This window comes from Rhodanobacter ginsengiterrae, assembly GCF_050026815.1.
GTDB lineage: Bacteria > Pseudomonadota > Gammaproteobacteria > Xanthomonadales > Rhodanobacteraceae > Rhodanobacter > Rhodanobacter ginsengiterrae.
This window is the reverse complement of record NZ_JALBWO010000049.1, coordinates 1-24,664: the sequence shown is the minus strand read 5'-3', so window position 1 is coordinate 24,664 and position 24,664 is coordinate 1. Positions and strand designations below refer to the sequence as shown.

Annotated in this window: 24 protein-coding genes; 8 read left to right on the top strand and 16 right to left on the bottom strand. The window is 65.3% G+C overall.

What is annotated here, in order from left to right:
* Window positions 1-75: 75 nt before the first annotated feature.
* The 5 genes from glmS to ACQGNJ_RS05880 all read right to left on the bottom strand — a co-directional run bounded on the left by glmS (window position 76) and on the right by ACQGNJ_RS05880 (window position 5,347).
* On the bottom strand, window positions 76-1,905 hold the full coding sequence (gene glmS / locus ACQGNJ_RS05900) for a glutamine--fructose-6-phosphate transaminase (isomerizing) (protein ID WP_426688310.1): 1,830 nt from the start codon (window positions 1,903-1,905) through the stop codon (window positions 76-78).
* 123 nt (window positions 1,906-2,028) lie between these two features.
* Window positions 2,029-3,399: a pyridoxal-phosphate dependent enzyme gene (locus ACQGNJ_RS05895; protein WP_426688309.1), complete on the bottom strand. Its 1,371-nt coding sequence runs from the start codon at window positions 3,397-3,399 to the stop codon at window positions 2,029-2,031.
* 157 nt (window positions 3,400-3,556) lie between these two features.
* Window positions 3,557-3,784: an HP1242/YdcH family protein gene (locus ACQGNJ_RS05890; protein WP_426688308.1), complete on the bottom strand. Its 228-nt coding sequence runs from the start codon at window positions 3,782-3,784 to the stop codon at window positions 3,557-3,559.
* Between the two features lie 352 nt (window positions 3,785-4,136).
* Window positions 4,137-4,778, bottom strand: a complete 642-nt coding sequence (locus ACQGNJ_RS05885) for a hypothetical protein (protein ID WP_426688307.1) — start codon at window positions 4,776-4,778, stop codon at window positions 4,137-4,139.
* The gene (locus tag ACQGNJ_RS05880) at window positions 4,775-5,347 is read right to left on the bottom strand and encodes a DUF4398 domain-containing protein (protein ID WP_426688306.1); all 573 of its coding nucleotides are present in this window, start codon (window positions 5,345-5,347) and stop codon (window positions 4,775-4,777) included. The genes ACQGNJ_RS05885 and ACQGNJ_RS05880 overlap by 4 nt, the downstream gene beginning before the upstream one ends.
* Before the next feature lie 85 nt (window positions 5,348-5,432).
* Between ACQGNJ_RS05880 and ACQGNJ_RS05875 the strand changes: the two genes are divergently transcribed.
* Window positions 5,433-6,545 (top strand): PilT/PilU family type 4a pilus ATPase, encoded by a 1,113-nt coding sequence (locus tag ACQGNJ_RS05875; RefSeq protein WP_426688305.1) that lies wholly within the window; start codon window positions 5,433-5,435, stop codon window positions 6,543-6,545.
* A gap of 97 nt (window positions 6,546-6,642) precedes the next feature.
* Here the strand turns inward: ACQGNJ_RS05875 and maiA are convergent, their stop codons facing one another.
* The gene (maiA, locus tag ACQGNJ_RS05870; protein WP_426688304.1) at window positions 6,643-7,317 is read right to left on the bottom strand and encodes a maleylacetoacetate isomerase; all 675 of its coding nucleotides are present in this window, start codon (window positions 7,315-7,317) and stop codon (window positions 6,643-6,645) included.
* Window positions 7,318-7,491: 174 nt separating this feature from the next.
* Between maiA and ACQGNJ_RS05865 the strand changes: the two genes are divergently transcribed.
* The gene (locus tag ACQGNJ_RS05865; protein WP_426688303.1) at window positions 7,492-8,676 is read left to right on the top strand and encodes a phosphoglycerate kinase; all 1,185 of its coding nucleotides are present in this window, start codon (window positions 7,492-7,494) and stop codon (window positions 8,674-8,676) included.
* A complete protein-coding gene (locus ACQGNJ_RS05860; protein WP_426688302.1) occupies window positions 8,676-9,320 on the top strand; it encodes an HAD hydrolase-like protein in 645 nt (214 codons plus the stop codon). The genes ACQGNJ_RS05865 and ACQGNJ_RS05860 overlap by 1 nt, the downstream gene beginning before the upstream one ends.
* Before the next feature lie 35 nt (window positions 9,321-9,355).
* Here the strand turns inward: ACQGNJ_RS05860 and tkt are convergent, their stop codons facing one another.
* Window positions 9,356-11,365, bottom strand: coding sequence for a transketolase (gene tkt, locus ACQGNJ_RS05855; protein ID WP_426688301.1), 2,010 nt, complete (start codon window positions 11,363-11,365; stop codon window positions 9,356-9,358).
* Between the two features lie 228 nt (window positions 11,366-11,593).
* Here tkt and ACQGNJ_RS05850 point away from each other — a divergent pair, with 228 nt between their 5' ends.
* Together ACQGNJ_RS05850 and ACQGNJ_RS05845 are read left to right on the top strand one after the other, a co-directional pair.
* Window positions 11,594-12,247 (top strand): outer membrane beta-barrel protein, encoded by a 654-nt coding sequence (locus ACQGNJ_RS05850; protein ID WP_426688300.1) that lies wholly within the window; start codon window positions 11,594-11,596, stop codon window positions 12,245-12,247.
* A 182-nt stretch (window positions 12,248-12,429) separates the two neighbouring features.
* Entirely contained in the window at window positions 12,430-13,029 is a 600-nt protein-coding gene (locus tag ACQGNJ_RS05845; RefSeq protein ID WP_426688299.1) for a porin family protein, read from the top strand.
* Between the two features lie 90 nt (window positions 13,030-13,119).
* Here the strand turns inward: ACQGNJ_RS05845 and ACQGNJ_RS05840 are convergent, their stop codons facing one another.
* The 4 genes from ACQGNJ_RS05840 to ACQGNJ_RS05825 all read right to left on the bottom strand — a co-directional run bounded on the left by ACQGNJ_RS05840 (window position 13,120) and on the right by ACQGNJ_RS05825 (window position 17,173).
* Window positions 13,120-14,124, bottom strand: a complete 1,005-nt coding sequence (locus ACQGNJ_RS05840; RefSeq protein WP_426688298.1) for a class I fructose-bisphosphate aldolase — start codon at window positions 14,122-14,124, stop codon at window positions 13,120-13,122.
* Window positions 14,125-14,268: 144 nt separating this feature from the next.
* Window positions 14,269-14,712, bottom strand: a complete 444-nt coding sequence (locus tag ACQGNJ_RS05835; protein WP_426688297.1) for an energy transducer TonB — start codon at window positions 14,710-14,712, stop codon at window positions 14,269-14,271.
* 96 nt (window positions 14,713-14,808) lie between these two features.
* Window positions 14,809-16,278 (bottom strand): pyruvate kinase, encoded by a 1,470-nt coding sequence (pyk, locus tag ACQGNJ_RS05830; protein ID WP_426688296.1) that lies wholly within the window; start codon window positions 16,276-16,278, stop codon window positions 14,809-14,811.
* A gap of 82 nt (window positions 16,279-16,360) precedes the next feature.
* A complete protein-coding gene (locus ACQGNJ_RS05825; protein WP_426688295.1) occupies window positions 16,361-17,173 on the bottom strand; it encodes a S1/P1 nuclease in 813 nt (270 codons plus the stop codon).
* Between the two features lie 223 nt (window positions 17,174-17,396).
* On the opposite strand from ACQGNJ_RS05825, the gene gap reads away from it, so the two are divergent.
* Window positions 17,397-18,398: a type I glyceraldehyde-3-phosphate dehydrogenase gene (gene gap, locus ACQGNJ_RS05820; protein ID WP_426688294.1), complete on the top strand. Its 1,002-nt coding sequence runs from the start codon at window positions 17,397-17,399 to the stop codon at window positions 18,396-18,398.
* A gap of 71 nt (window positions 18,399-18,469) precedes the next feature.
* On the opposite strand, the gene ACQGNJ_RS05815 is transcribed toward gap, so the two are convergent.
* Both ACQGNJ_RS05815 and fdxA read right to left on the bottom strand, forming a co-directional pair.
* Window positions 18,470-20,779 carry a nitric-oxide reductase large subunit gene (locus ACQGNJ_RS05815; protein ID WP_426688293.1) on the bottom strand — a complete coding sequence of 770 codons (2,310 nt, stop codon included), beginning with the start codon at window positions 20,777-20,779 and terminating at the stop codon, window positions 18,470-18,472.
* 196 nt (window positions 20,780-20,975) lie between these two features.
* Window positions 20,976-21,299, bottom strand: coding sequence for a ferredoxin FdxA (gene fdxA, locus ACQGNJ_RS05810; protein WP_426688292.1), 324 nt, complete (start codon window positions 21,297-21,299; stop codon window positions 20,976-20,978).
* Window positions 21,300-21,443: 144 nt separating this feature from the next.
* Between fdxA and azu the strand changes: the two genes are divergently transcribed.
* Both azu and ACQGNJ_RS05800 read left to right on the top strand, forming a co-directional pair.
* On the top strand, window positions 21,444-21,890 hold the full coding sequence (azu, locus tag ACQGNJ_RS05805) for an azurin (protein WP_426688291.1): 447 nt from the start codon (window positions 21,444-21,446) through the stop codon (window positions 21,888-21,890).
* Between the two features lie 100 nt (window positions 21,891-21,990).
* The gene (locus ACQGNJ_RS05800; RefSeq protein WP_426688393.1) at window positions 21,991-22,392 is read left to right on the top strand and encodes a group III truncated hemoglobin; all 402 of its coding nucleotides are present in this window, start codon (window positions 21,991-21,993) and stop codon (window positions 22,390-22,392) included.
* Window positions 22,393-22,479: 87 nt separating this feature from the next.
* On the opposite strand, the gene tpx is transcribed toward ACQGNJ_RS05800, so the two are convergent.
* The 3 genes from tpx to ACQGNJ_RS05785 form a co-directional block, all read right to left on the bottom strand.
* Window positions 22,480-22,980, bottom strand: a complete 501-nt coding sequence (tpx, locus tag ACQGNJ_RS05795) for a thiol peroxidase (protein WP_426688290.1) — start codon at window positions 22,978-22,980, stop codon at window positions 22,480-22,482.
* A 176-nt stretch (window positions 22,981-23,156) separates the two neighbouring features.
* Window positions 23,157-23,732: an SCO family protein gene (locus ACQGNJ_RS05790; RefSeq protein ID WP_426688289.1), complete on the bottom strand. Its 576-nt coding sequence runs from the start codon at window positions 23,730-23,732 to the stop codon at window positions 23,157-23,159.
* Window positions 23,733-23,742: 10 nt separating this feature from the next.
* Window positions 23,743-24,507: a formylglycine-generating enzyme family protein gene (locus ACQGNJ_RS05785; protein ID WP_426688288.1), complete on the bottom strand. Its 765-nt coding sequence runs from the start codon at window positions 24,505-24,507 to the stop codon at window positions 23,743-23,745.
* Between the last annotated feature and the right edge of the window lie 157 nt (window positions 24,508-24,664).

The window sequence follows — 24,664 nt, the reverse complement described above, 5'->3', positions numbered from 1 at the left end:
AAAGGCCCCGGTGCGAACCGGGGCCTTTTCGTTGGGCGGCATTCGTCGAATGCGGAACGGCCTGCCCGGCCCGTCCTATTCCACGGTCACCGACTTGGCCAGGTTGCGTGGCTGGTCGACATCGGTGCCGCGCAGCACGGCGACGTGGTAGGCGAGCAACTGCAGCGGCACAGTGAACACGGCCGGTGCGATGAAGCTGCCGCCGGAGTCCACCCGCAGCATCGCGCCATGGCCGGCCATGTCGTCCATGCCGGCCGCACCATCGGCGAACACGATCAGGCGGCCGCCGCGCGCGCGCACTTCCTGCAGGTTGGATTTCAGCTTGTCCAGCAACGGGCCACTGGGCGCCACCGCCACGATCGGCATTTCTTCGTCGACCAGGGCCAGCGGACCGTGCTTGAGCTCGCCGGCCGGGTAGGCTTCGGCGTGGATGTAGGAAATCTCCTTTAGCTTGAGCGCACCTTCCAGCGCCACCGGATACTGCGCGCCACGACCGAGGAACAGGGCGTGCTGGCGATGGATGAACTCAGCCGACAGTTCGATGATCGCCGGTTCCAGTTGCAGGGCGTTCTCGATGGCGCGCGGCAGGTGCTGCAACTCGGCGCACAGCGTGGCGTAGCGATCTTCGGCCAGGCCATTGCGGCGTGCCAGTTCCAGGGTCAGCAGGGCCAGTCCGGCCAGCTGCGTGGTGAATGCCTTGGTCGAGGCCACGCCGATCTCGGGGCCGGCGCGGGTCATCAGCTTGAGGTCGGACTCGCGCACCAGCGACGACTCGGGCGAGTTGCAGATGACCAGGGTGCCGAGGTAACCGCGGCGGCGCGATTCGCGCAGCGCCGCCAGCGTGTCGGCGGTTTCGCCCGATTGCGAGATCGCGACGAACAAGGTGCCCGTCGGCACCACCGCGTCGCGGTAGCGGTATTCGCTGGCCACTTCCACGCTGACCGGCAGCCGCGCGTATTCCTCGATCCAGTACTTGGCGACCATGCCGGCGTGATAGCTGGTGCCGCAGGCGATGATGTGCACGCCGCGCGTGGCCTGCAGCAGCGCATCGCTGTCGATGCCGAAGATGTTGGGCAGCACGCCATGCGGACCGATCCGCGCTTCCAGCGTGTCGGCGACCGCGCGCGGCTGCTCGAAGATTTCCTTCTGCATGTAGTGGCGGTACTCGCCGCGCTCGACCGCGTCTTTCGACAGCTCGCTCTCATGCACGGCACGCTCCACCGGCGCACCATCGAGGTCGAACACCTGCACGCTGTCGCGGGTGATCTCGACCACGTCGTCTTCATCGAGATAGAGCATCTTGTTGGTGACCTGGATCAGCGCCTGCGCGTCGGAACCCAGGAAGTTCTCGCCGATGCCGATGCCGACCAGCAGCGGCGCGCCGCGCCGGGCACCCACCACGCGATCGGGTTCGTCGCGGCTGATCACGGCAATCGCATAGGCGCCTTCGAGCTCGCGCACGGTCGCCAGCACCGCCTCGCGCAAGGTCACGCCCTTCGCATAGCGCCGGTCGATCAGCGCGGCCATCACTTCGGTGTCGGTGTCGGAGGTGAAGACATGACCACCGGCCTGCAACTCGGCGCGCAGGCCGGCGTAGTTCTCGATGATGCCGTTGTGCACGAGCGAAATCCGCCCGGCCACATGCGGATGGGCGTTAGCCTCGCTCGGTACGCCATGCGTGGCCCAGCGCGTGTGCGCGATGCCGGTACCGCCCGGCAGCGGATCGGCCAGGTACAGCGCCTCCATCTCGCGCACCTTGCCCTTGGCGCGCACGCGACGGATCTCGTGGCGATCGAGCACGGCCACGCCGGACGAGTCGTAGCCCCGGTATTCGAGCGCCTTCAGGCCGGCAATCAGCAGCGGCGCAACATCACGCTGGGCAACGGCAGCAACAATTCCACACATCAGGACAACTTCCTTTGATGGGCAGCGAAGCTTCAGGCTCCGCCACGGGCAAGCGATTTTGACAGGGCTGGATTAACCCAACCTTTCACGGACGGTCGCCATCAAGGCACCCGCCCGCATGATTCAGTTCACCTTGCGACGCAGCCAGTTCAGCAGGTCGATGCGGGTGATCAGGCCGAGGAAGTCGTCACCGTCGACCACGATCGCCACATGCCCGCGTTCGAACACCGGCAGCAGTGACTCGACCGGCGAGCGCACGTCGAGCATGTGCAGGTCGGTGATCATCGCGGTGGAAACCGGATCGCGGAAGCGCGTCTCGTCGGCATGCACATGCATCAGCACATCGGACTCGTCGACGATGCCGACCAGCTTGCGGCCATCCATCACCGGCAGCTGCGACACGTCGTACAGCTTCATGCGGTTGTAGGCGGTGATCAGCAGCTCGTGCGGAGCGACCACCACGGTGTCGCGCTGGGCGAACGGACGCAGCAGCAGGTCGCGCAGGTCGCCATGTTGTTCGCGCTCGATGAAGCCGTTGTCGAGCATCCAGTAGTCGTTGTAGAGCTTGGACAGGTATTTGTTGCCGGTGTCGCAGACGAAGCTCATCACCCGCTTCGGCGTCGCCTGCTCGCGGCAGTAACGCAGCGCAGCGGCCACCAGGGTGCCGGTGGACGAGCCGCCCAGGATGCCTTCCTTCGCCAGCAATTCGCGCGCGGTGAGGAAGCTTTCCTTGTCGGGGATCGCATAGGCCTTCTTCACCCGGGTGAAATCGCTGATCGAGGGCAGGAAGTCCTCGCCGATGCCTTCGACCATCCAGCTGGCGGACTTGGTCGAGAGCGTGCCCTCGTTGATGTATTCGGCGAGGATCGAACCGACCGGATCGGCCAGCACCAGTTCGGTCTGCGGCGAATGTTCGGCGAAAAATTTCGACAGGCCGCTCAGCGTGCCGGACGAGCCGCAGCCGACCACCACCGCGTCGACCTTGCCGTCCATCTGCTCGAGGATTTCCGGGCCGGTGCTGGCGATGTGCGCGGCCGGATTGTCGGGGTTGCCGAACTGGTTGATGAAGTAGGCGCCGGGGGTTTCGCGGGCGATCCGCTCGGCCATGTCCTGGTAATACTCGGGGTGGCCCTTGGCCACGTCCGAACGGGTCAGCACCACTTCGGCGCCCATCGCCTTGAGATTGAAGATCTTCTCGCGACTCATCTTGTCCGGCACCACCAGGATCAGCCGGTAGCCTTTCTGTTGCGCGACCAGCGCCAGGCCCAGGCCGGTGTTGCCGGCGGTGCCCTCGACCAGGATGTCACCCGGACGGATGCGGCCGTCCTTCTCCGCACCCTCGATCATCGACAGGCCGATGCGGTCCTTGATCGAACCGCCGGGGTTGGCGCTCTCGAGCTTGAGGAACAGTTCGCACAAGCCGGTGTCCAGGCGCCGGGTGCGGACCATCGGGGTGTGGCCGATCAATTCGAGGACGCTCTGATGGACCGTCATGCAGACTCCGTGTTGGGTGGCGACTCGGTGGAATGCGGCCGCGACAAGACCGCCATGATAACCGAGCAGCCGGACCGGGCGTCGCAAACGCGGCGGCCCCGGCGCCCTTCCCGTCAAGGCGGGAGAGCCCGGGGCCGCGTTCGCGAACAGCCTGGGGTCAGTGGACGAGGTGCGCTCGATCCGTCCACATGCGCTCGAGTCGCGCCTTGGCCAGCAACTTCTCCTTCTTCATGCTGGCCAGGGTCACATCGTCGATCGGCAACACGCCGATGTCGGCGTCGTGCACCTTGCTGTCGAGTTCCTTGTGATGCTGGTAAAGCCGGCGGAATTCCGCGTCCGCCTTCATCAATGCCTCGACATCATCACGCTGCTGGTTTTCAAACATGATCCGACCTCCTCGCGAGTTGACATGCGGATGCGACAGGACGCCTCCGCAGACGGTGAACCAGGGCGCGCACCCTCGATCCGCGCCGGAAAGCCGGATGCGGAAGACGCTTGCAAAACGTGGGATACGCGCATGGTTCGGGTCAGTGACCCACGAGGCCGGAATGCCTCGTGGGACTTTGACCCTACTCCCCCGCCAGAGGGGGTGCAACTCTTTTGACGGCGTTTTCGGAAACCCTGAAAAGTTCCATAAAAAGCTGTCAAAACATGATTTTACATTCAGCGAACGGATGCCCGCCCATGCACCGCCCGGACAGGCCCTCACGGGCCGGTGTCCGGGTTGGAAGCGTCTTTCAGCGGTGCTTTTTCGACGCTTTCGGAGCGGGCGCTGCGGGCTGGTCGGCGTTCTCCAGCTGTGAGCGCATCGCCTTCGCCGCTTGCGCGGCCAGCTCGGCCTGACGCTTGGCGGCCCGCGCCACCTTGCTCTGGGCCGCCGCCAGCTTCTTCGCCTGATCGGCCTCGGCGCGCGCCTGCTCGGCTGCCTGTGAATACTCCAGGCCCTGCGCCTGCAGACGTGCGGTCTCTTCCTGCGCCAGCTGGTATTGCAGGCGCTGACGCTCCAGCTCACGCCGGGCCAGTTCCGCATCGCGGCGGCTGTTGTCGAGCAGGATCTGATCGTGTTCGCGATCGAGCTGGGTCAGTTTGACCTGGGCGTCCTGCACCTGCGCGGCGGTCTTGGCCAGGTCGACGCGGCGCTCGGCCAGGTACAGCGCATGCGGGCGGTCGCGCGAGCTGGCCTGGGCCAGCCGGCTGATGGCATCGCGGGCACGCGCCTGCTCGGCCTGGGCGTACACGCCAAGGCTGGGGTCATTGGCGAGCTGGTTCAGGCTGCCGTTCAGGCGGTTGATGTCGATGTCGTCCTGGCGGGCGTGCGCCGCGCCAAGGGTGGCCAGCGCCAGCGCGATGGCGGCAAACGTGGTGGCGGAACGTTTCATGGCTGACCTCCCGCGGGGTTCACCGGCGGTTGCGGGGTATTGTCAGGCACGGTCTGGAAACCGTCACCGGACGGAGCGGACAGCGCCGAGCTGGGCGGCGCCGGCATGTCTTCGGTCGGTTGCGCGCTGGACGTGGTCGGTGCCGGCGCTACCGGTTGGGCCTGGGCGGCCGCGGCCGCGGCCGCGGCCGCGCCCTCCTCGCGCAGCCGGCTGTTTTCCTGCATCTTGCTCTGGATCTGGGCGCGCGCCGCGCCCAGACGGGCCTTGGCCTGCGCCAGTTCGGCGTCGGCGCGGGACTCTTCGGCCAGACTGGCTGCATCGGCATATTTGCGCTCGGCCATCGCCGATTGCGCCAGCTGGAACTTGTCCTGGGCGAAACCCAGATCCACCGGTGCATAGTCGGCCGCGCCGGCATCGCGGGCCATTTGCAACTGGCTCTGGGCCATGTTCATCGAGTCATTCGGCGGCGGCACCGAGGCGCAGCCGGCGATGAACAGAGTCAGGGCCAGCGCAAGCAGGACGGTGCGGCCGGTGCGGATAGGTCCGGCCGGCGGGGAAAAGATGTACATCACATTCCTCATGGTGTGTCGCAGCGTATTGTGGGCGGGCATAATCCATCATTGCAACGCGCATTTCGCAAACTAGGGGTCATTCGTGGACATCGGCTACTTCCTCAAGCTTATGGTAGACAAGGGCGCGTCGGACATGTTCCTGTCCACCGGCGCCCCGGTGAATATCAAGGTCGAGGGCAAACTGTATCCGTTGGGCAATACCGGCCTGCCCAGCGGCATGGTCAAGAAGATCGCCTATTCGCTGATGGACGAGGGCCAGGTACCGCAGTTCGAGCGGGATCTCGAGTTGAACATGGCGCTGGCGGTGAAGGAAGCCGGCCGCTTCCGCATCAACGTGTTCAAGCAGCGCGGCGAAGTGGGCATGGTGATCCGCGCGATCAAGAGCGAAATCCCCAGCATCGAGCAATTGCAGCTGCCGAAGATCTTCCGCGACCTGATCATGGAGCCGCGCGGACTGATCCTGGTGGTCGGCGCCACCGGCTCGGGCAAGTCGACCACGCTGGCAGCGATGCTCGATCATCGCAACACGAACTCCTCAGGCCACATCCTCACCATCGAGGATCCGATCGAATACCTGCACCGGCACAAGAAGTCGATCGTCAACCAGCGCGAGGTGGGCCTGGACACCCATACCTATCACGAGGCGCTGAAGAACGCGATGCGCGAGGCGCCGGACGTGATCATGATCGGCGAGATCCGCGACACCGACACGATGGAGGCGGCGATCGCGTTCTCCGAAACCGGCCACCTGTGCCTGGCCACCCTGCACTCCAACAATGCCGACCAGACGCTGGAGCGCATCCTCAACTTCTTCCCCGAATCGGCGCACAAGAACGTGCTGATGAACCTGGCGCTGAACCTGCGCGCGGTGATCAGCCAGCGTCTGGTGATCGGCAAGGACGGCCGGCGCATTCCCGCCGCCGAAGTGCTGCTGAACACGCCGCTGATCCGCGACATGATCCGTCGTGGCCAGACCCACGAGATCAAGGAGGCGATGGATCGCAGCCTGCAGGAAGGCATGCAGACCTTCGACCAGTCGCTTTACCGGCTGTACAAGGAGGGCCGCGTGGATCTGGAAGAGGCGCTCAACAAGTCCGACTCGCGCGACGGCCTGGCCCTGAAGATCCGGCTCGCCGAAGGCGGCTCCAACGACCAGGAACTGGCTGGCAACGATCCGTACGGGATGGGGTTTTAGGAGCGAAGAGTGAGTGGAGCGGAGTGAGCAGTGAGAGGAGGCACAAGCCACCTCGCACCGCGCGCTCTCTCACTTCTCACTTCTCACTCCGCTCAACTCACTTCTCGCTCTGTGGCGCATCCGGCTGAGCCTCCGGCGCCGCCCGCTGGAAGGCTTCCAGCTCGTTGCAGGCGCGGTGGATGCGCGCGATGGTCGGATAGTCGTCCATCGGCAGCTTCCAGCGCAGCGCGTTGTAGACCTGCGGTATCAGGCAGGCATCGGCCATGCTCGGTGTCTCGCCGTGGCAATAGCGGCCGGTCGCGGCACTGTCCGACAATTGCTCTTCGATCGCCTTGAAGCCCACCGACATCCAGTGCCGCGACCAGCTCGCGCGCTGTTCCTCGCTGGCGCCAAAATCGGCCTCAAGCTGTTGCAACACGCGCAGGTTGCCCAGTGGATGGATGTCGCAGGTGACCGCCATCGCCAGCGCCCGCACCTGGGCGCGGCCGCGGGCGTCGACGGGCAGCAGCGCCGTCTCCAGCTCGGGGTGCATCTCGTCGAGGTACTCCATGATCGCCAGCGACTGGGTGATCACCCGATCGCCGTCCAGCAGGCACGGCACCATTTCCTGCGGATTGAGCGCCCTGAACGCCGGCGCATGCTGCTGGCCGCCGTCCTGCACCAGGTGCACCGGTCGAATTTCGTACTCGAGCCCTTTCAGGTTCAAGGCGATGCGCACGCGATAGGCGGCGCTGGAGCGCCAGTAGCTGTAAAGCACCAGACCGGTGGCCATGGGCAGTCCCCCTCTGCGCGGTGATGGCAATCAGGTGACAGTGTGGCCCGGGCCGGGCCGGCCCGCAACGCCCGTTTTCCGGCCGCTGCGGTTTGCATCGGCACCGCAGCGGCCGGACAATACGCGGCTGCCGCCCGTTCGGGGCGACGCCCCGCCAATCACTGGAGTCCTGCCGTGTCCGTCATCCGCATGAGCGACCTCGATTTGCGCGACCAGCGTGTGCTGATCCGCGAAGACCTGAATGTGCCGTTCGACGATCATGGCCAGATCACCTCCACCCAGCGTCTGGATGCGGCCCTGCCCACCATTGTGGCCGCCCGCGACGCAGGCGCACGCGTGATGGTGATGTCACACCTGGGCCGGCCAAAGGAAGGCCAGTTCGATGCGGAATCCTCGCTGGCGCCGGTGGCGCTGTGGCTGAGCAGCAAACTGGACCAGTCGGTGCGGCTGGTGGCGAACTACCTGGTCGATGGCGTCGAGGTGGCCCCGGGCGAGGTGGTGCTGCTGGAAAACTGCCGCATGAACGTCGGCGAGGGCAAGGACGACGAAGTGCTGGCAAGGAAGTATGCCGCGCTGTGCGACATCTTCGTGATGGACGCTTTCGGCACCGCGCACCGCGCCCAGGCCTCGACCCATGGCGTGATCCGCTTTGCCCCGGTCGCCGCCGCCGGCCCGCTGCTGTGTGCCGAGCTCGATGCGCTGGGCAAGGCACTGGAGCATCCGGCGCATCCGCTGCTGGCGATCGTGGCCGGCTCCAAGGTGTCGACCAAACTCACCCTGCTGGACAACCTGATCGGCAAGGTCGACCAGCTGATCGTCGGCGGCGGCATTGCCAACACCTTCATCGCCGCGATGGGTCATTCGGTCGGCAACTCGCTGGTGGAGATGGATCTGCTCGATGCAGCGAAGAAGGTGCTGGCGGACGCCAAGCGACGCGGCGCCGAAGTACCGATGCCGGTTGACGTGGTGGTGGCGCCGACCTTCTCCGCGCAGGCGCCGGCCACGGTGAAGCTGGTCGATCAGGTAGGGCCTGACGAGATGATCCTCGACATCGGACCGCAAACGGCGGCCATCTATGCCGAGCTGATCGCCAGGGCCGGAACGGTCGTCTGGAACGGTCCCGTCGGCGTGTTCGAATTCGATGCGTTCGGCAAGGGCACCGAAACCCTGGCTCGCGCAATCGCCGCATCCAATGCATTCTCGATCGCCGGCGGCGGCGACACCCTGGCCGCGGTCGACAAGTACGGTATCGCCGACCAGGTGTCGTACATCTCCACCGGCGGCGGTGCCTTCCTCGAATTCCTGGAAGGCAAGGAACTGCCGGCGGTCACCGCACTGAAGGCGCGGGCCGCGAAGTAATGCTCTGCCTGTTCGACCTCGACGGCACGCTGATCGATTCCGAGCACGGCATCACCGCCTGCGTGAAGCACGCGCTGGCGCGGCTGGACGTGCCGGCGCCGGCGCACGAGGAGTTGCGTCGCTGGATCGGTCCGCCGCTGCGGCACAGCTTCGCGCCGCTGCTGAATCACGATGTCGAACGGATCGAGGCGGCCGTCGGGTACTACCACGAGCGCTTCAACACGCTGGGCTGGCAGGAACACGACATCTACCCAGGCATCGAGGCGCTGATCGGGCAACTGCACGCTGCCGGCCACCAGCTCGCCGTGGTCACCAGCAAGCCGCACCGGCATGCCGCCCCGATCATTGCCCACCTGCCATTCGGCGAAGCCTTCCTGCGCCTGTACGGCCCGCATCCGGACAGCCCGCACAGCGAGAAGGCCTCGATGATCGCCGAGGCACTGGCGGATTTCAGCACCGACCCGGCGGACGCCGTGATGATCGGCGACCGCCACTTCGACATCGACGGAGCGGTCGCCAACCAGGTGCGCGGCATCGGCGTGCTGTGGGGCTTTGGCGGACGCACGGAACTGGAACAGGCCGGCGCCCATGCCATCGCGGCTACGCCCGACGAACTGGCCCGCCTGCTGAGCCGCGTTTCGTAGGAGCCCGCTAGCGGGCTCCTGCAAGGCCAACGGCGTCAGCGGACGACGCGTTTCACCGCATCGACGACATGCGCCACGCTGAAGCCGAAGTGTTCGAACAGCTGCGGTGCGGGCGCGGAGGCGCCGAAGGTGGTCATGCCGATCACCTCGCCGTCCAGGCCCACGTACTTGCACCAGAAGTCGGCGGTGGCCGCTTCCACCGCCACGCGCGCACGGCACCAGGTCGGCAGCACGCCTTCGCGGTATTCCAGCGGCTGCGCATCGAACACCTCGGTGCACGGCATCGACACCACGCGCACGGCCACGCCCTGCTGGGCCAGCGCCCGCGATGCCTCCATCGCCAGTTCCACTTCCGAACCGGTGGCGATCAGGATCGCCTTGAACTTCGTGTCCAGCGGATCGGACAGCACGTAACCACCGCGCAGGATGTCGGCGACCTGCTGCGCGCTGCGCTGCTGATGCCTGAGGTTCTGCCGCGAGAAGATCAGGCACGACGGCGCACCCTTGCGTTCGATCGCGGCCTTCCACGACGCCGCCGATTCCACCGCGTCGCACGGACGCCACAACTGATTGTTCGGGATGTAGCGCAGGCTGGCCATGTGCTCGACCGGCTGATGGGTCGGGCCGTCCTCGCCCAGACCGATCGAGTCGTGCGTGTAGACGTGGATCGCGTGCGCCGGGATCAGCGCGCTCATGCGCACCGCGTTGCGCGCGTAGTCGGAGAACACCAGGAAGGTGGCGTCGTACGGGATGAAACCGCCGTGCAGCGCCACGCCGTTGGCGATCGCGGTCATGCCGAACTCGCGCACGCCGTAATAGACGTAGTTGCCCCTGCCGTCGGCGCTGTTGCCGTTGGCGGCGTCGAGGCTGCCGCTCCACTTGGTGAGGTTGGAACCGGCCAGGTCGGCCGAACCGCCGAGCAGTTCCGGCAACAGCGGGCCGAACGCATTCAGGGTCATCTGCGAGGCCTTGCGCGACGCCACTTCAGGGCCTTCGACCTGCAGCTTGTCGATGTATGCCTGCGACTTTTCCGCCCAGTCTGCGGGCAGCTCACCGGCCATGCGACGCTTGAATTCCGCAGCCAGTTCCGGATGTGCCGCGGCGTATTTCGCAAAGGCGTCGTTCCACGCCTGCTCGGCTTCATGGCCTGACTTCTGGTGATCCCAACCGGCGTAGACGTCGGCGGGAATCTCGAACGGCGGATGGTTCCAGCCCAGCTGTTCACGGGCAGCGGCGATCTCGTCCTTGCCCAGCGGGGCGCCGTGGCTTTCTTCCTTGCCCTGCTTGTGCGGTGCGCCGAACCCGATGATGGTCTTCGCGCAGATCAGGGTCGGCTTGTCGGTCTGCGCGGTGGCGGTCGCGATCGCCTGCTTGATCGCCGCAGCGTCATGGCCGTCCACACCGCGGATCACGTTCCAGCCGTAGGCCTCGAAGCGCGCCGGCGTGTCGTCGGTGAACCAGCCATGGACTTCGCCGTCGATCGAGATGCCGTTGTCGTCGTAGATCGCCACCAGCTTGCCCAGCTGCCAGGTGCCGGCCAGCGAGGCGACTTCGTGCGAGATGCCTTCCATCAGGCAGCCGTCGCCGAGGAAGACATAGGTGTGGTGATCGACCACGTCATGGCCGGGGCGGTTGAAATGCGCCGCCAGGATCTTCTCCGCCAACGCGAAGCCCACCGCGTTCGCCAGGCCCTGGCCGAGCGGACCGGTGGTGGTTTCCACGCCGGGCGTTTCGCTGGCTTCGGGGTGGCCGGCGGTCTTCGAATGCAGCTGGCGAAAGTGCTTCAGCTGATCCATCGGCAGATCGAAACCGGTCAGGTGCAGCAGCGCGTACTGCAGCATCGAGCCGTGGCCGTTGGAGAGCACGAAGCGGTCGCGGTTGAACCACTTCGGATTGGCCGGGTTGAACTTCAGGAAGTCGTTCCACAGCACTTCAGCGAGATCGGCCATGCCCATCGGCATGCCCGGATGACCGGACTTGGCCGCCTCGACGGCGTCCATGGCAAGGGCTCGCACGGCATTGGCGAGTTCGCGGCGGGTGGTCATCGGGCAGTCTCCGGCGGGTGCAAAAGCGCACATTGTCGCCGATCGCCTGCGCGCTGTCGCCCGCGCGCCGCGCATTAATCACCGCTTAACCTCCGCACCCCCTGGTTCAGCGAGCTTCAGCCTCGACCCACTATCACTACTCCCCGCAGCGCCATCCCCAGGCACTGCCCGATTGCACATGGCCGTCCGTCAGGCCCGTGCGTCCGGATCAAAGAAGAGGACTACCCCATGAACAAGAATTTATTCGCACTCGCCATCGCCGCCACTGCACTGTGCACCATGCCGGCCTTCGCCCAGGATGCCCCGGCTTCGGCGGCAGCCACCGACAGCAGCAGCACGACCGGCGGCAATTTCCAGCCCGGCCAGCCGATCGGCAGCGGCAACTGGTTCCTCAGCGGCAGTGTCGGCCAGGCCCACATGCGCGTGGGTCCGTACAACGATCATCCGACTACCTATGCGCTCAACGGCGGCTATCGCTGGAAAGCCGGCCCGGACCTCGGCCTTGGCGTGGAGGTCGGCTACAACGACATGGGCAACTTCAAGCTCAAGAACGCATTCAACAGCAACGACGTCAACCTGACCGATCGCCGCAATGCGCTGCGCGGCTGGACCGCCGGCGTCAACGGCAAGATCAACGTGTGGCAGGGGCTGTATGTCAGCGGCCGCGCTGGCGTATATGGTTGGAAGGGCCACGGCTATGCCAACCAGGACATCAACCGGCATGACCTGGACCAGGTCGACTGGTATGCCGGCGTGGGTGCCGGTTACGACTTCAACCCGCATTTCAGCCTGGGCCTGGCGTACGACTACTACCGCGCCAACAAGGACAAGGTCGGCCTGACCTCGGACGCCGCCTCGCTGACGGCCGAATACCGCTTCTGATTCAGGCCTCGGCCGGGCCGCTTCCGTTAACGCCCGCTTAATACTGAACTATTCGGTATTGAATCTTTCCCGGCCCAACCCATCTAAGTCCCGTGTCGCTAACCACCTTGGACGGCGCACCACCAGCAGCGGCCACTCCCCCCTTGGGCCGACTGCCATGACAACAAAACTGGAGAAGCTCCATGAAAATGAACAAGACCCTTGTTGCCCTCGCCCTGGCCACCGCTGGCGTGTTCGCCGGCCCCGCCGTGTTCGCGCAGAGCGCGCCGACCCACAATGACGGCTGGTTCGTCAACGGCAACGTCGGTCGCACCTCGATCAACCATGGTGCGTACAACGACAGCGACACCGGCTACGGCATCAATGGCGGCTATCGCTGGGCATTGAATCCGTCGGTGGCGCTGGGTGCCGAGGTGGGTTACAACGACCTGGGCAACATCCACGCGAAGAACATCTTCAACAGCCAGCCCGTGGTGGCAGACAACAAGTCGCAGCTGCACGGCTGGACCGCCGGCGTGAACGGTCACTTCAACCTGAGCCCGAACTGGTACGTCAGCGCGCGTACCGGCGTCTATGGCTGGAAGGGCCACGGCCTCAGCAACGATGCCAGCCCGGTGCGCAAGGGTCTGAACGACACCAGCTGGTACGCCGGTGCGGGCGTGGGCTACGATTTCAGCAACAACGTCAGTCTCGGCGTGAACTACGACTACTACGACGCGAAGAAGGATCGCGTGGACCTGAGCACCGACATGGTCTCGGTCAGTGCCGAATACCGCTTCTGATGCTGCGGTCTGCACCAGGCTGAAAAAAAACGGGCGCCGCAAGGCGCCCGTTCTTTTTCATGCTGGCTGTGAAGCCATGCCTCGCCGCAATCAGCCCTTCCACTGACCCAGCGCGGCCAGGCCGTTGTCGCGCGCGCGCGCATGGACGGTCTTCTGCGCCTCGGCGTAGTTCGCCTTCATGTCCTTCGACCACAGCTTCAGCGCCGCCTGCTGCATCGCGCGACCGTAGGAGAACGACAGCGGCCACGGGTGCGGGCCGAGCTGGTTCATCGCGTTCAAATGGGCGGTGGACTGCTCGTCGGTCTGGCCGCCGGAGAGGAACACGATGCCCGGCAGCGAGGCCGGCACGGTGGTCTTGAGCACGCGCACGGTGGCTTCGGCCACTTCCTCGACGTCGACCTGCTCGTCCGAGTCCTTGCCCGGAATGACCATGCTGATCTTCAGGATGGTGCCTTCCAGCATCACGTTCTGCTCGTACAAGGCATTGAACAGGCTGCGCAGCACGGCCTCGTGCACTTCGTAGCTGACCTCGATGCTGTGATCGCCGTCCATGATCACTTCGGGCTCGACCATCGGCACCAGGCCGACTTCCTGGCACAGCGCGGCGTAACGGGCCAGCACGTGGCAGTTCGCCTCGATCGCGGTGGAGCTGGGGTTGTCTTCGCTGATGTTGATCACCGCGCGCCACTTGGCGAACTGGGCACCGAGTTTTGCGTATTCCTGCAGGCGCTCGCGCAGGCCGTCGAGGCCTTCGGTGACCACATCACCGGGGAAACCGGCCAGCGGCTGCGGGCCCTTGTCGACCTTGATGCCGGGGATGATGCCCAGCTTCTTCATCAGCTGAGTGAACGGCACGCCGTCCCTGGTCGACTGACGGATCGTCTCGTCGTACAGGATCGCACCGGAGATGTGCTCGTTCAGGCCCGGCGTGGTCAGCAGCAACTCGCGATAGGCGCGGCGGTTTTCCTCGGTGTTCTCGATGCCGACGGCCTCGAAGCGCTTCTTGATGGTGTTGGTCGACTCGTCGATGGCGATGATGCCCTTGCCGGGCGCGACCATCGCCAGGGCGATGCTTTCGAGATCTTCAATACTCATGACGACTCCGTGGTGCGGCCGGGTTCACGCCCGCACATGGTTGAAGCCGCCTCGGAGACGAAGCGGCATGGTTCAAAACGGCAATTATAGGCCAGATTCACCAATGGGCGTGCCGGGCCGCCCGCGGGCGGCGCATGGGCAGCCTCAGGGCGTGTAACCGGGGAGCTTGCAGGCGTCGATCAGCTGCTGGCGCTGGACCGGGTCCTTGGGCGCATTGAACGGCACGATGTAATACGTGGCCATCGGCTCGCCGATGCGGTTGCTCAGCGACGGGCCATAGCGGAAGTTGGACACCGCGCTGCGCGCCACCGGGCCGAGATCGCTCTTGGGCACCACCTTGGCCACCTGCACGTTCATCGGCACGCCGTCGGAACCGACCGTGTAGGTCACCGCCGCGCAGCCGGGCTTGTCCAGGTTCAGTCCCGTATTGGGCACATCCATCTGCACCTGGGTGTTGAGCAGGATCCAGTAGCGGTAGAGATCCTGCTGATCGATCTTGCGCGCCTGCTGGGCCATCGCCGGGGCGATGAAGCCGAGAGCCAGGGCCAGCAGCAAACCGCGGTGCAACGGACGGGAAGTGATCTTCATTGCCTTGAACTCCAGCGCAGGGAACGGGGGGAAGTGTAGTCCGCCGAGTGTCTACCGGCAGTCATCAGGGACGGACCGGACAGCGCGCCGTCAGGATTACAGATCGCGCAGGCACTCGACCATGCCGTCGTCGCCCACCGAAAGCAGCTTCAGGGTATTGGTGCCGCCGCCCTGGCCGACGTGGTCGCCCTGGGTCAGCACCACGCGGTCGCCCTCCTGCAGGTGGCCCTGGGCGAACAGTTGCTGCACGGCCGAGCGCGCGGTTGCCACCGAAGTCAGTCCTTCATGGGAAAACGCGACCGGCTGCACGTCACGCAGCAGCAGCATGCGTCGGCGCGCCGCGGCCATCGGCGACAGCGCAAAAATCGGCACCGCGCTGCCATAGCGCGACAACCACTGCGCAGTGGCGCCGGATTCGGTCAGGGCCACGATCGCCCGCACCTTGAGCTGACCGGCCAGCATCATCGCCGCCAGCGCGATGGCCTGGTCGGTGCGGTCGAGCATGTGGCCGCTGGCGCTCAGGTCTTCCTTCGGCTCGAACTGGCGCTCCGCGCCGAGGCAGATCCGGCGCATGGCGGCCACCGCCTTGTCCGGGTGTGCACCGGCGGCGGTTTCCTCCGACAGCATCACCGCGTCGGTGCCGTCGATCACCGCGTTGGCCACGTCCAGCACTTCGGCACGGGTCGGGATCGGCGAGCGCACCATCGACTGCAGCATCTGCGTGGCGGTGATCACTGCGCGGTTGCGCTGTACCGACTCGCGGATGATCTTCTTCTGCAGCCCGGGCAACTCGGCATCGCCGATCTCCACGCCGAGGTCGCCGCGCGCCACCATCACCACGTCGGAAGCGTCGATGATCTCGCCCAGCACGGGAATCGCATCGGCGCGCTCGATCTTCGCCACCAGCGCCGCATGACCGCCGGCCTCGTGCAGCAGGCGCCGGGCCTGGTGCATGTCCTCGGCCGAGCGCACGAACGATACGGCGAGGAAATCCGCGCCGATTTCGGCGGCCAGCTTGATGTCGGCCTTGTCCTTGTCCGATAGTGCCGTCACCGACAGCCCGCCGCCCTGGCGATTGAGTCCCTTGCGATTGGACAGCTTGCCGCCGATCAGCACCTGGCAACGCACCTCGCTGCCGACCACGTCGAGCACGGTCAGCGCCACCAGCCCATCGTCCAGCAGCAGCACATCGCCGGCATGCACGTCGCCGGGCAGGCCGTAATAGCTCACCCCGACCCGGGTAACGTCGCCGGGCGGAACGTCGGGTCGGCAATCCAGCACGAACGAGGCGCCATCGAGCAGTTCCACCGGCCCGTTTGCAAACGTCTCGATGCGGATCTTCGGCCCCTGCAGGTCGGCCAGGATGCCCACCTCGCAACCGGCTTCGCTTGCCGCGGCACGCACCGCGTTGGCACGTGCCCGATGGTCGTCGGGCTGGCCGTGGGAGAGGTTCAGCCGAACCACGTTGACGCCTTCGGCGATGACTCGCGCCAGCATGCCTGGCGCATCGGTGGCGGGGCCCAGGGTGGCAACGATCTTGGTACGACGCAGCGGATTTTCGTTCATGGGTCGAGGCTAGCAGATGAGGGACGACACGCCATCACCCTGCAATCGTATGCATGGCGACGATGACGGGGGAAGCGTGCAACTACTTCGACAGTGCAAGATTCAGCACGGCGGCCAAGCGACGACCGGCCTGGCGCAAGCGCAGGTCCGCCGCGGGCAACTCGGCCTTGACGTAGGCCTTGTCGATGGTATGCGTGGCGGGATAGAAGCCCGCCTCGGCGGTGATCCGGCAGGACTCTTCGGCCCACTGCGCGTACGGGTTGTCCAGCGGGGCGATCGGCGCAGGCAGCACCACCGGCACCGCCGAATCCAGCATCTGTGCATAGCTCTGCCAGTCCAGCCCGCGGCTGTAGAGCATGCTCGAATCCCACACCTTGTGCAGGTTGCTGCCCTTGCCGTCGAACTGCACCTGGAAGGTATTGCCGCCCTTGTCGTCGCGATAGCCGGCATGCAGCGGCTGGTGGATGTCGCCGACAAAATGCACCACGAACTTCAGCGCATTGCGCCTGGCCTGGTCGCTCTGAGTGCGATCGCCCAGAACCCCCACGTAATACTGCAGCGCAGACACCACGCAATTCCCGTTGCGGCAGTCGCGCGGGGGCACGTAATCGCAAGCGCTGCCGCCATGGAAGTTGATGTAGTGCTGGCCGCGCGTCTGCTTCCACAGGGCGGCCATGGCCGGATCGTCCTGGATCTGGTCCGGCCAGTTGGCGACGTCGGCCAGCGACCTGGTGTGCTCCGGCGCCAGCAGACGTTCGACCTCGGCCTCCGCAGACGGACTCAAATGGCGTTGCGCCAGGTCGGCCACGACACTGTGACCCAGCGGCCCCCACGCCTGGGCCGGCGCAATGACGAGACAGGCCAGCAGGACGGCGGCACGACGGGCAAGACGCATGGAGGGTGATCCGGCAGGATGATTGCCGCAGTCTGCCACAGACCGCCGCGGCTTTTTGTCGCTCACCAAGGCGCGCCGCCAGCAGTCGCCGACGTCACGGCATCCGCGACCTTCCCGGCCACCCGGGCCGGCCGGGCAGGCTGTGCTGATTGGCTGTAAAATGGCGGCTTTCCGGCCGCTGGCGCGGCCTTGCCTGCCATCCCCCAAGAGAGGACGTTCACTCATGACCATCAAGGTCGGCATCAACGGCTTCGGCCGCATCGGTCGCAACGTGCTGCGCTCTGCCGTGCAGAACTTCGGCAACGATATCGAGATCGTGGCGATCAACGACCTGCTGGAGCCGGACTACCTTGCCTACATGCTGAGCTACGACTCCGTGCATGGCCGCTTCAAGGGCGACGTGAAGATCGTGGACGGCCACCTGGTGGTCAACGGCAAGACCATCCGCCTGACCCAGGAACGCGACCCGGCCAACCTGAAGTGGAATGAAGTGCATGCCGACGTGGTGATCGAATCCACCGGCCTGTTCCTGACCAAGGAAACCGCGCAGAAGCACATTGATGCCGGCGCGAAGAAGGTGATCCTGTCCGCGCCGTCGAAAGACGACACGCCGATGTTCGTCTACGGTGTCAACGACAAGACCTACAAGGGCGAGGCGATCATCTCCAACGCCAGCTGCACCACCAACTGCCTGGCGCCGATCGCCAAGGTGCTCAACGACAAGTGGGGCATCAAGCGCGGCCTGATGACCACGGTGCACGCCGCCACCGCCACCCAGAAGACGGTTGATGGTCCGAGCAACAAGGACTGGCGCGGTGGCCGCGGCATCCTGGAGAACATCATCCCGTCCTCCACTGGGGCGGCCAAGGCCGTTGGCGTGGTGATCCCGGAACTCAACAAGAAGCTCACCGGCATGAGCTTCCGCGTGCCGACCTCGGACGTGTCCGTGGTTGACCTCACCGTCGAGCTGGAAAAGCCGGCGACCTACGCGGAGATCTGCGCCGAGATGAAGGCGCAGAGCGAAGGCGCGCTGAAGGGCATCCTCGGCTACACCACCGACAAGGTGGTCGCCACCGACTTCCGCGGTGATGCACGCACCTCGATCTTCGACGCCGAGGCCGGCATCGCGCTCGACGACACCTTCGTCAAGCTGGTCAGCTGGTACGACAACGAGTGGGGCTACTCGAACAAGTGCCTGGAGATGGTTCGCGTCATCGCGAAATGATCGGCTGATCCGCCAGCATCGAAGCCCGCGCCGAACTCGTCGGCGCGGGCTTTTTCATGGGCGCTCGCCGCTCAATGCGCTTCCACCCGTGCAGCAGCGCGAACGCCCAGCCAGGCCCTGATCGAAGCGATCACCAGCGGCAGCGCGCCGAAGCCGATGAAGATCAGATCGCCCGGCAGGCGCAGCCACTCGACCAGATGCGAGCGCGGCATCGCCAGATATTCCGCGCTGCGCGCGTGCCAGTAGCCGTGCTTGAGCACGTCCCACAGCTGCATCACGCCGCTGGGGAACAGGCTCATCACGATCATCAGGCCCAGCCCGATATTGGTGCCCCAGAACGCTACCCTGATGTACTTCTCGATACCCGGCCAGCGCTCATCGCTGCTGGCCTGGCGCAGGCAGAACACCATCAGCGCGATCGCCAGCATGCCGAACACACCCATCAGCGCCGCATGGCCATGGGTGGGCGTGATCTGCGTACCCACTTCGTAGTAGCTGACGATCGGCAGGTTGAGGAAGAAGCCGAACATGCCCGCGCCGACGAAGTTCCAGAAGCCCACCGCCATCAGGAAGTAGAACGTCCACTTGTGCGGCACCGCCACGGCCTTGCCGCACACGTCGCAATCGCCGCGGGTGGTGCGCACGAAGTCCCAGGCATCCAGCGTCAGCAAGGTCAGCGGCACCACCTCGAGCACCGAGAACAACGCCGACAGCGACATGTTGAAGTTGGTGTGGCCGGTGAAATACCAATGGTGACCGGTGCCGATCAGGCCACCGAGGAAATACAGGATGGCATCCAGGTAGATCACCCGCAGCGCCACGTTGCGCCGGGTCAGGCCCAGTTGATAGAAGGTCAGCGCGACCACCGTGGTGGCGAAGAATTCGAAGAAGCCCTCCACCCACAGGTGGATGATCCAGAAGCGCCAGGTATCGACCACCGTGTAATTGGTCCTGGCGCCGAAGAACAGCGCCGGCACGTAGAACACCGGAATGGCGACGGCGGCAAACAGGAACATCCTTGCCAGCGGTCGTGCGGCCGGGTTGGCTATCGCACGCGGACGCGCCAGCACCCACAGGATCGCGAACCACACCAGCAGGCCGACCACCAGCAGGTATTGCCACACCCGGCCAAGTTCCAGGTATTCCCAGCCCTGGTCGCCAAACCAGAACCACCAGTGGCCCAGCTTCTGCGCCATGCCGGCCCATACGCCGAGCAGGCTGCCACCGATCACCACCACGAAGGCGGCAAACAGCAGATGGATCCAGCCGGCCAGCCAGCGTGGCTCGTCATCGGGCGCGCGCAACGAGCGCCCGATGAACAAGGCAGCAGCGACGTAAGCCGTGGCAATCCAGAAAATGGCCGTCTGCAGATGCCAGGTGCGCAGCAGGTTGCTGGGGAAGATGTTCTCCAGCTGGAAGCCATAGAAACTGCCCGGATCGGCGCGAAAGTGCGCCACGCCGCCGCCGACCAGCGCCTGCATCAGGAACAGCAAGGCCACCACCACAAAGAACTTCACCAGCGCACGCTGGCCCCGACTGGCTTGGCCCGGCAACAATTGCGGGTGCACATGATGACCGCGGCTGATCCAGCCCAGATAATCGAACTTGCCGAACGCCAGCAGCACGGTCGCGATACCGGCCAGCAGCACCAGCAGGCTCAGTGCGCTCCACAGCAGCGCGCTGCCAGTGGCGACATTGCCGACACTCGGGTCGTAGGGGAAGTTGTTGGTGTATGACGCATCCGTATCCGGCCGGGTCGCCACCGAAGCCCAGGCGGCCCAGGTCACGAAGGCAGTGAACTGGTGCAGCTCGGCGGGATCGGTGATCAGGTCGGGTTTGAGCCCGCCGTTCTTCGTCGGGTCCTTGAAGTAGTTCGTCCAGTAGCCGATTTGCTTCCGATAGGCCACCGCTTCGGGTTCGATCAAGCGCAACACGCCGCTGCGCGCGTCGTAGCGGTTGGTTTTCAGGGTCACCGCGGTTTCGGCATGCACCGCGGCCTGCTGCTGCGGATCCAGCGCCGCGACCGGTTTGCCGTATTGCCCGGCGGCCATCGCGGTGGCCGTGTCCTCACCGAGGCGATGCAGCGCTTCGGCGGAGTAGTCCGGCCCGAGATACGCGCCGTGTCCCCAGATGCTGCCGTTGTCCATCAGGCCATATTTGAGGAAGACCGCCTGGCCGTTGCGGATATCGTCGCCGCTGAACAGCGCAACGCCCTGGGCGTCCACCACCTGCGCCGGGATCGGCGGCGCATTGCGGTAGGCCAGCGACGTGATGGCCAGCAAGCCGGCAAAGCCGATCACCATTACGATCACCACCGTTCGCAGCCACCACGGTGACTGTTCGGTATCGTCGTCGGTCAAGGGTTGGGCTGCTTCATTCATCGCTGATCTCCCAGGCAAACCGAAACACCGCCAGCCGCGACGTGCCGAGAGCGAAGCCCTCGACCGCGGGGCGATTCATTTCAGATGACCGATCGGCGAGTGGATGAAGGCTAGAACACTCCGGCCAGGCTCTGCCGTCGAGCAAACCAGCATCCGGTATACACCGTTTCCCGTTTGCGCGAGTCGACAGATCCCGTCAGCGTTCGAGCAGCGGCAGCTTGTCCGGCACCCCGTCCCACTTGGCGGCGTCTTCCATCGCCGCGATCTTGCTGGTCAGCACCGGCCATTGGCTGGCCAGTTCGGCGTTGATCGACATGAATATCTCCTGCCCCGCCGGCACGTCCAGCTCGGGGAAGATCGCACCCACCGGACATTCCTCCACACACAGCGTGCAGTCGATGCATTCGTCGGGATCGATCACCAGAAAATTGGGACCGGCGTGGAAGCAGTCCACCGGACACACCTCGACGCAATCGGTGTGCTTGCAGTTGATGCAGTTTTCGGTGACGACGTGCGTCATCTTGCCTCCTTCCGACGCCTGCCGGTCTGTGGCTACAGTGTCAATCACGGATGGTGCGGGTCACCATGATCCAGATCAGTGTGGACCTCGCGCCACCATCGCAGAATTCATCCGAGCCCCCACTTCCCCAAGGAGCAACACCTGATGCGCAAACTGATTGCAATTGCCCTGCTCGGCCTGCTCTCCACGCCGCTGATGGCCGCCGAATGCGCGACCACGGTCGAGGCCAACGACGCCATGCAGTTCAACACCAAGACGATCACCGTACCCAAGACCTGCAAGTCGTTCAAGGTCACCCTGAAGCACACCGGCAAGCTGCCGGCCACCGCGATGGGTCACAACTGGGTGCTGACGCACGGCAGCGACGAAGCCGGCGTGATTTCCGACGGCATGAAAGCCGGTGCGGCCAACAGCTACGAGAAGCCCGGCGACGCGCGCATCATCGCGCACACCAAGCTGATCGGCGGCGGTGAATCGGATACCGCCACGATCCATGTGGCCAAACTCAAGGCGGGCGAACAATACGCGTACTTCTGCACCTTCCCCGGCCATGCCGCACTGATGAAGGGCACGTTGAGCCTGGGCCAGTAAGCTCGCGGACCAGCGACGCATCCGGCTGTCATGGCCGGATGCGTTTTTTGTTGGCGCCGGCATCACACTTCGCTTCGCGCACGGATCCATCATGTCTCGCATGAACCTGCAGTCACCACTCGATGAAGCCAGCCTGGCGACCTTGGTCGATCACTTCTACGAGAAAGTGCGACGCGACGCGCAGATCGGCCCGATCTTCAACGCCGCCGTGCACGACTGGGACGAACACAAGCGATTGCTCACCTCGTTCTGGGCTTCGGTGGCGCTGCGTGCCGGCAGCTATCGCGGCAACCCGATGGGCGCGCACCGGCCGCATCCGATCCGCGCCGAACACTTCGACCGCTGGCTGGAACTGTGGCGCGAAACCTGCGCCGAGGAGCTGGATGAATACGCCGCCGCCACCATGCTGGAATACGCCCGGCGCATCGGCCGCAGCCTGAAATACGGGCTGGGCCTGAACCCGGACGCGCAACCGTTTGGTGTGCCGATCGTGGGCGTGTAGGAGCGCACCCCGTGCGCGATGCTTTCCGTCGCGTAACGAAGGGCATCGCGCACAAAGTGCGCTCCTGCGTCGTCCGAGTCGGGCTGCTCAGCCCAGCGCCTTCAATGCCGCGTCGTAATCCGGCTCATGCGCGATCTCGCTGACCAGCTCGGCATGGATGACCGTGTCGCGCTCATCCAGCACTACCACCGCGCGCGCGGCCAGCCCGGCCAGCGGTCCGCTGGCGATCGCCACACCGTAGTCGTTGAGGAACTGGCGCCCGCGCATCAACGAAAGATTGATCACCTTGTCCAGTCCCTCGGCACCGCAGAAGCGCGCCTGCGCGAACGGCAGATCGGCCGAAATGCACAGCACCACGGTGTTGTCGAGCTTGCCGGCCAACTCGTTGAAGCGGCGCACCGAGGTGGCACAGACGCCGGTGTCGACGCTGGGAAAGATGTTCAGCACCTTGCGCCTGCCCGCATAGCTCGACAATGCCACATCCGACAGGTCGCCACCGACCAGGCTGAACGCTGGCGCGGTCGAACCCGCTGCGGGAAACTGGCCATTGATGTTGATCGGCTGGCCCTTGAACGTGACTTCGGACATCGTGCACCTCGCTGCTGGATGGATGGCTGCAAGTAAAACATGGTCTTGGCAAGGAATACGATGCCGACCATCAAGGCCGGTACGATGCGATGGGTGTGCCCGAACGCGAGCCTGCGCCTGGCCACCCGCTGCCGCGACATGGATCGACCGACGGATCAGGCACCCGGTCAGCCGCCTCAGTGGCGCGGCTGCTCCGCCACGACCTTGCCGATCGCCTCGACAAACCCCGGGTCAAGCTTGCCGATCCGCGTGGTGCGCGCGGCAATGCGGCCGTCGGCGTCCAGCAGGATCAACTCGCTGCTGTGGTTGAACTCGAGGTCGGGCAACTGGCGGTACTGCAGGCCGAGCACGCCGGACAGCTGACGCACCTGCGCCGGATCGGCGCGCGCCAGGGTCCAGACACGCCGGTCCAGCTTGCGCTTCTCGGCGTAGCTGTGCAGCGTGGCCACGTCGTCACGCGCCGGGTCGAAGCTCACTGCCAGCAAGTCGATCTGCGCGCGCGTCGCCGGGTCCAGCGCATTGCGGGTAAGCCGCATGCTGTCGATGATCATCGGGCAGACCATCTGGCACGAGGTATAGAACATCGTCACCAGCTGCGGCCGGCCGCGTCGCTCGGCCAGTTTCTGCTGGTGGCCGTCCTGGTCGGTCAGCTGCACCGCCAGGTTGTAGATCGAGTCGCCCGGCAACGGCACGGCTGCCCGCGCGCTGCCGAGCAGCAGGAACATCGCAAGAAAGGGCAACAGACGCTTCATGGTGCTTGCCTCATTCGGACTTCGCGCAACGGAAGCCCATGTTGTTGGTGGTGTTGGCGGCCTTGAGCGCGGACAGCATGGCGATGCGCATCAACACCGCGTAATTTTCCTTCTCCTGCAGGCTGATCGCACCAGCGCCGCAGAACTTCAGCAAATCCGGGTCGCCTTGCTCGCGGCTGTCACTGGCCACCATCAGTGCGTTGAAATCATCGACCCATTCCCACACCAGACCGTTGATGTCGCGCACGCCGTAGGCATTGGCGACGCCACCGACCTCGGGCAGTGCCGTGCTGGAGGGGCGCGCATACCAGCCCAGAATGCTTTCGCGCCAGGCCGGGTCGGCCCGCGCGTCGCGGCGCGTGGCATCGGCCGCCGCCGCGTATTCCCATTCGTACCAGCTGGGCAGGCGCGCCTGCTCGCTCTCGCAATACGCCTGCGCGGCAAACCAGCTGATCCGCGTCACCGGTTGGCGCGGCAGCACGGCGTCACCGAGTGCGTCGGGACTGGCCCATTGGGTCAGGTAACGTGCATCGGCCAGGATGCTGGCCACCTTGTCGCGCCGCCATTCCGGGTGCTTCTTCACGAACGCCAGGAACTCGCCGTTGGTGACCAGCTCGGTGCGCAGGCGAAACGGTGCCACCTGTGCCGGTGCCGTCTTGCCATCGGCCGGCAACACGCTGGTGAAAGTGCCGCCCGGCAGGGTGACGTAATCCGCCGCCGCTGCCGGTAGTGCCAGCATCAGGCCAAGCAGCCCCAGTGCCAGTCGTACACGCATGTCAGTGCTCCGCAGGCGCAGCAGGAACCACCGCCGCGCGTGCCTTGGCTACCTCGTCCTTGCTGATCTGACCACCCGGGTTGCCCCAGCTGTTCAGCACGTAGGTGAGGATGTTCGCCACTTCGTCGTCGTTGAGCTGGCTCATCGGCGGCATCAC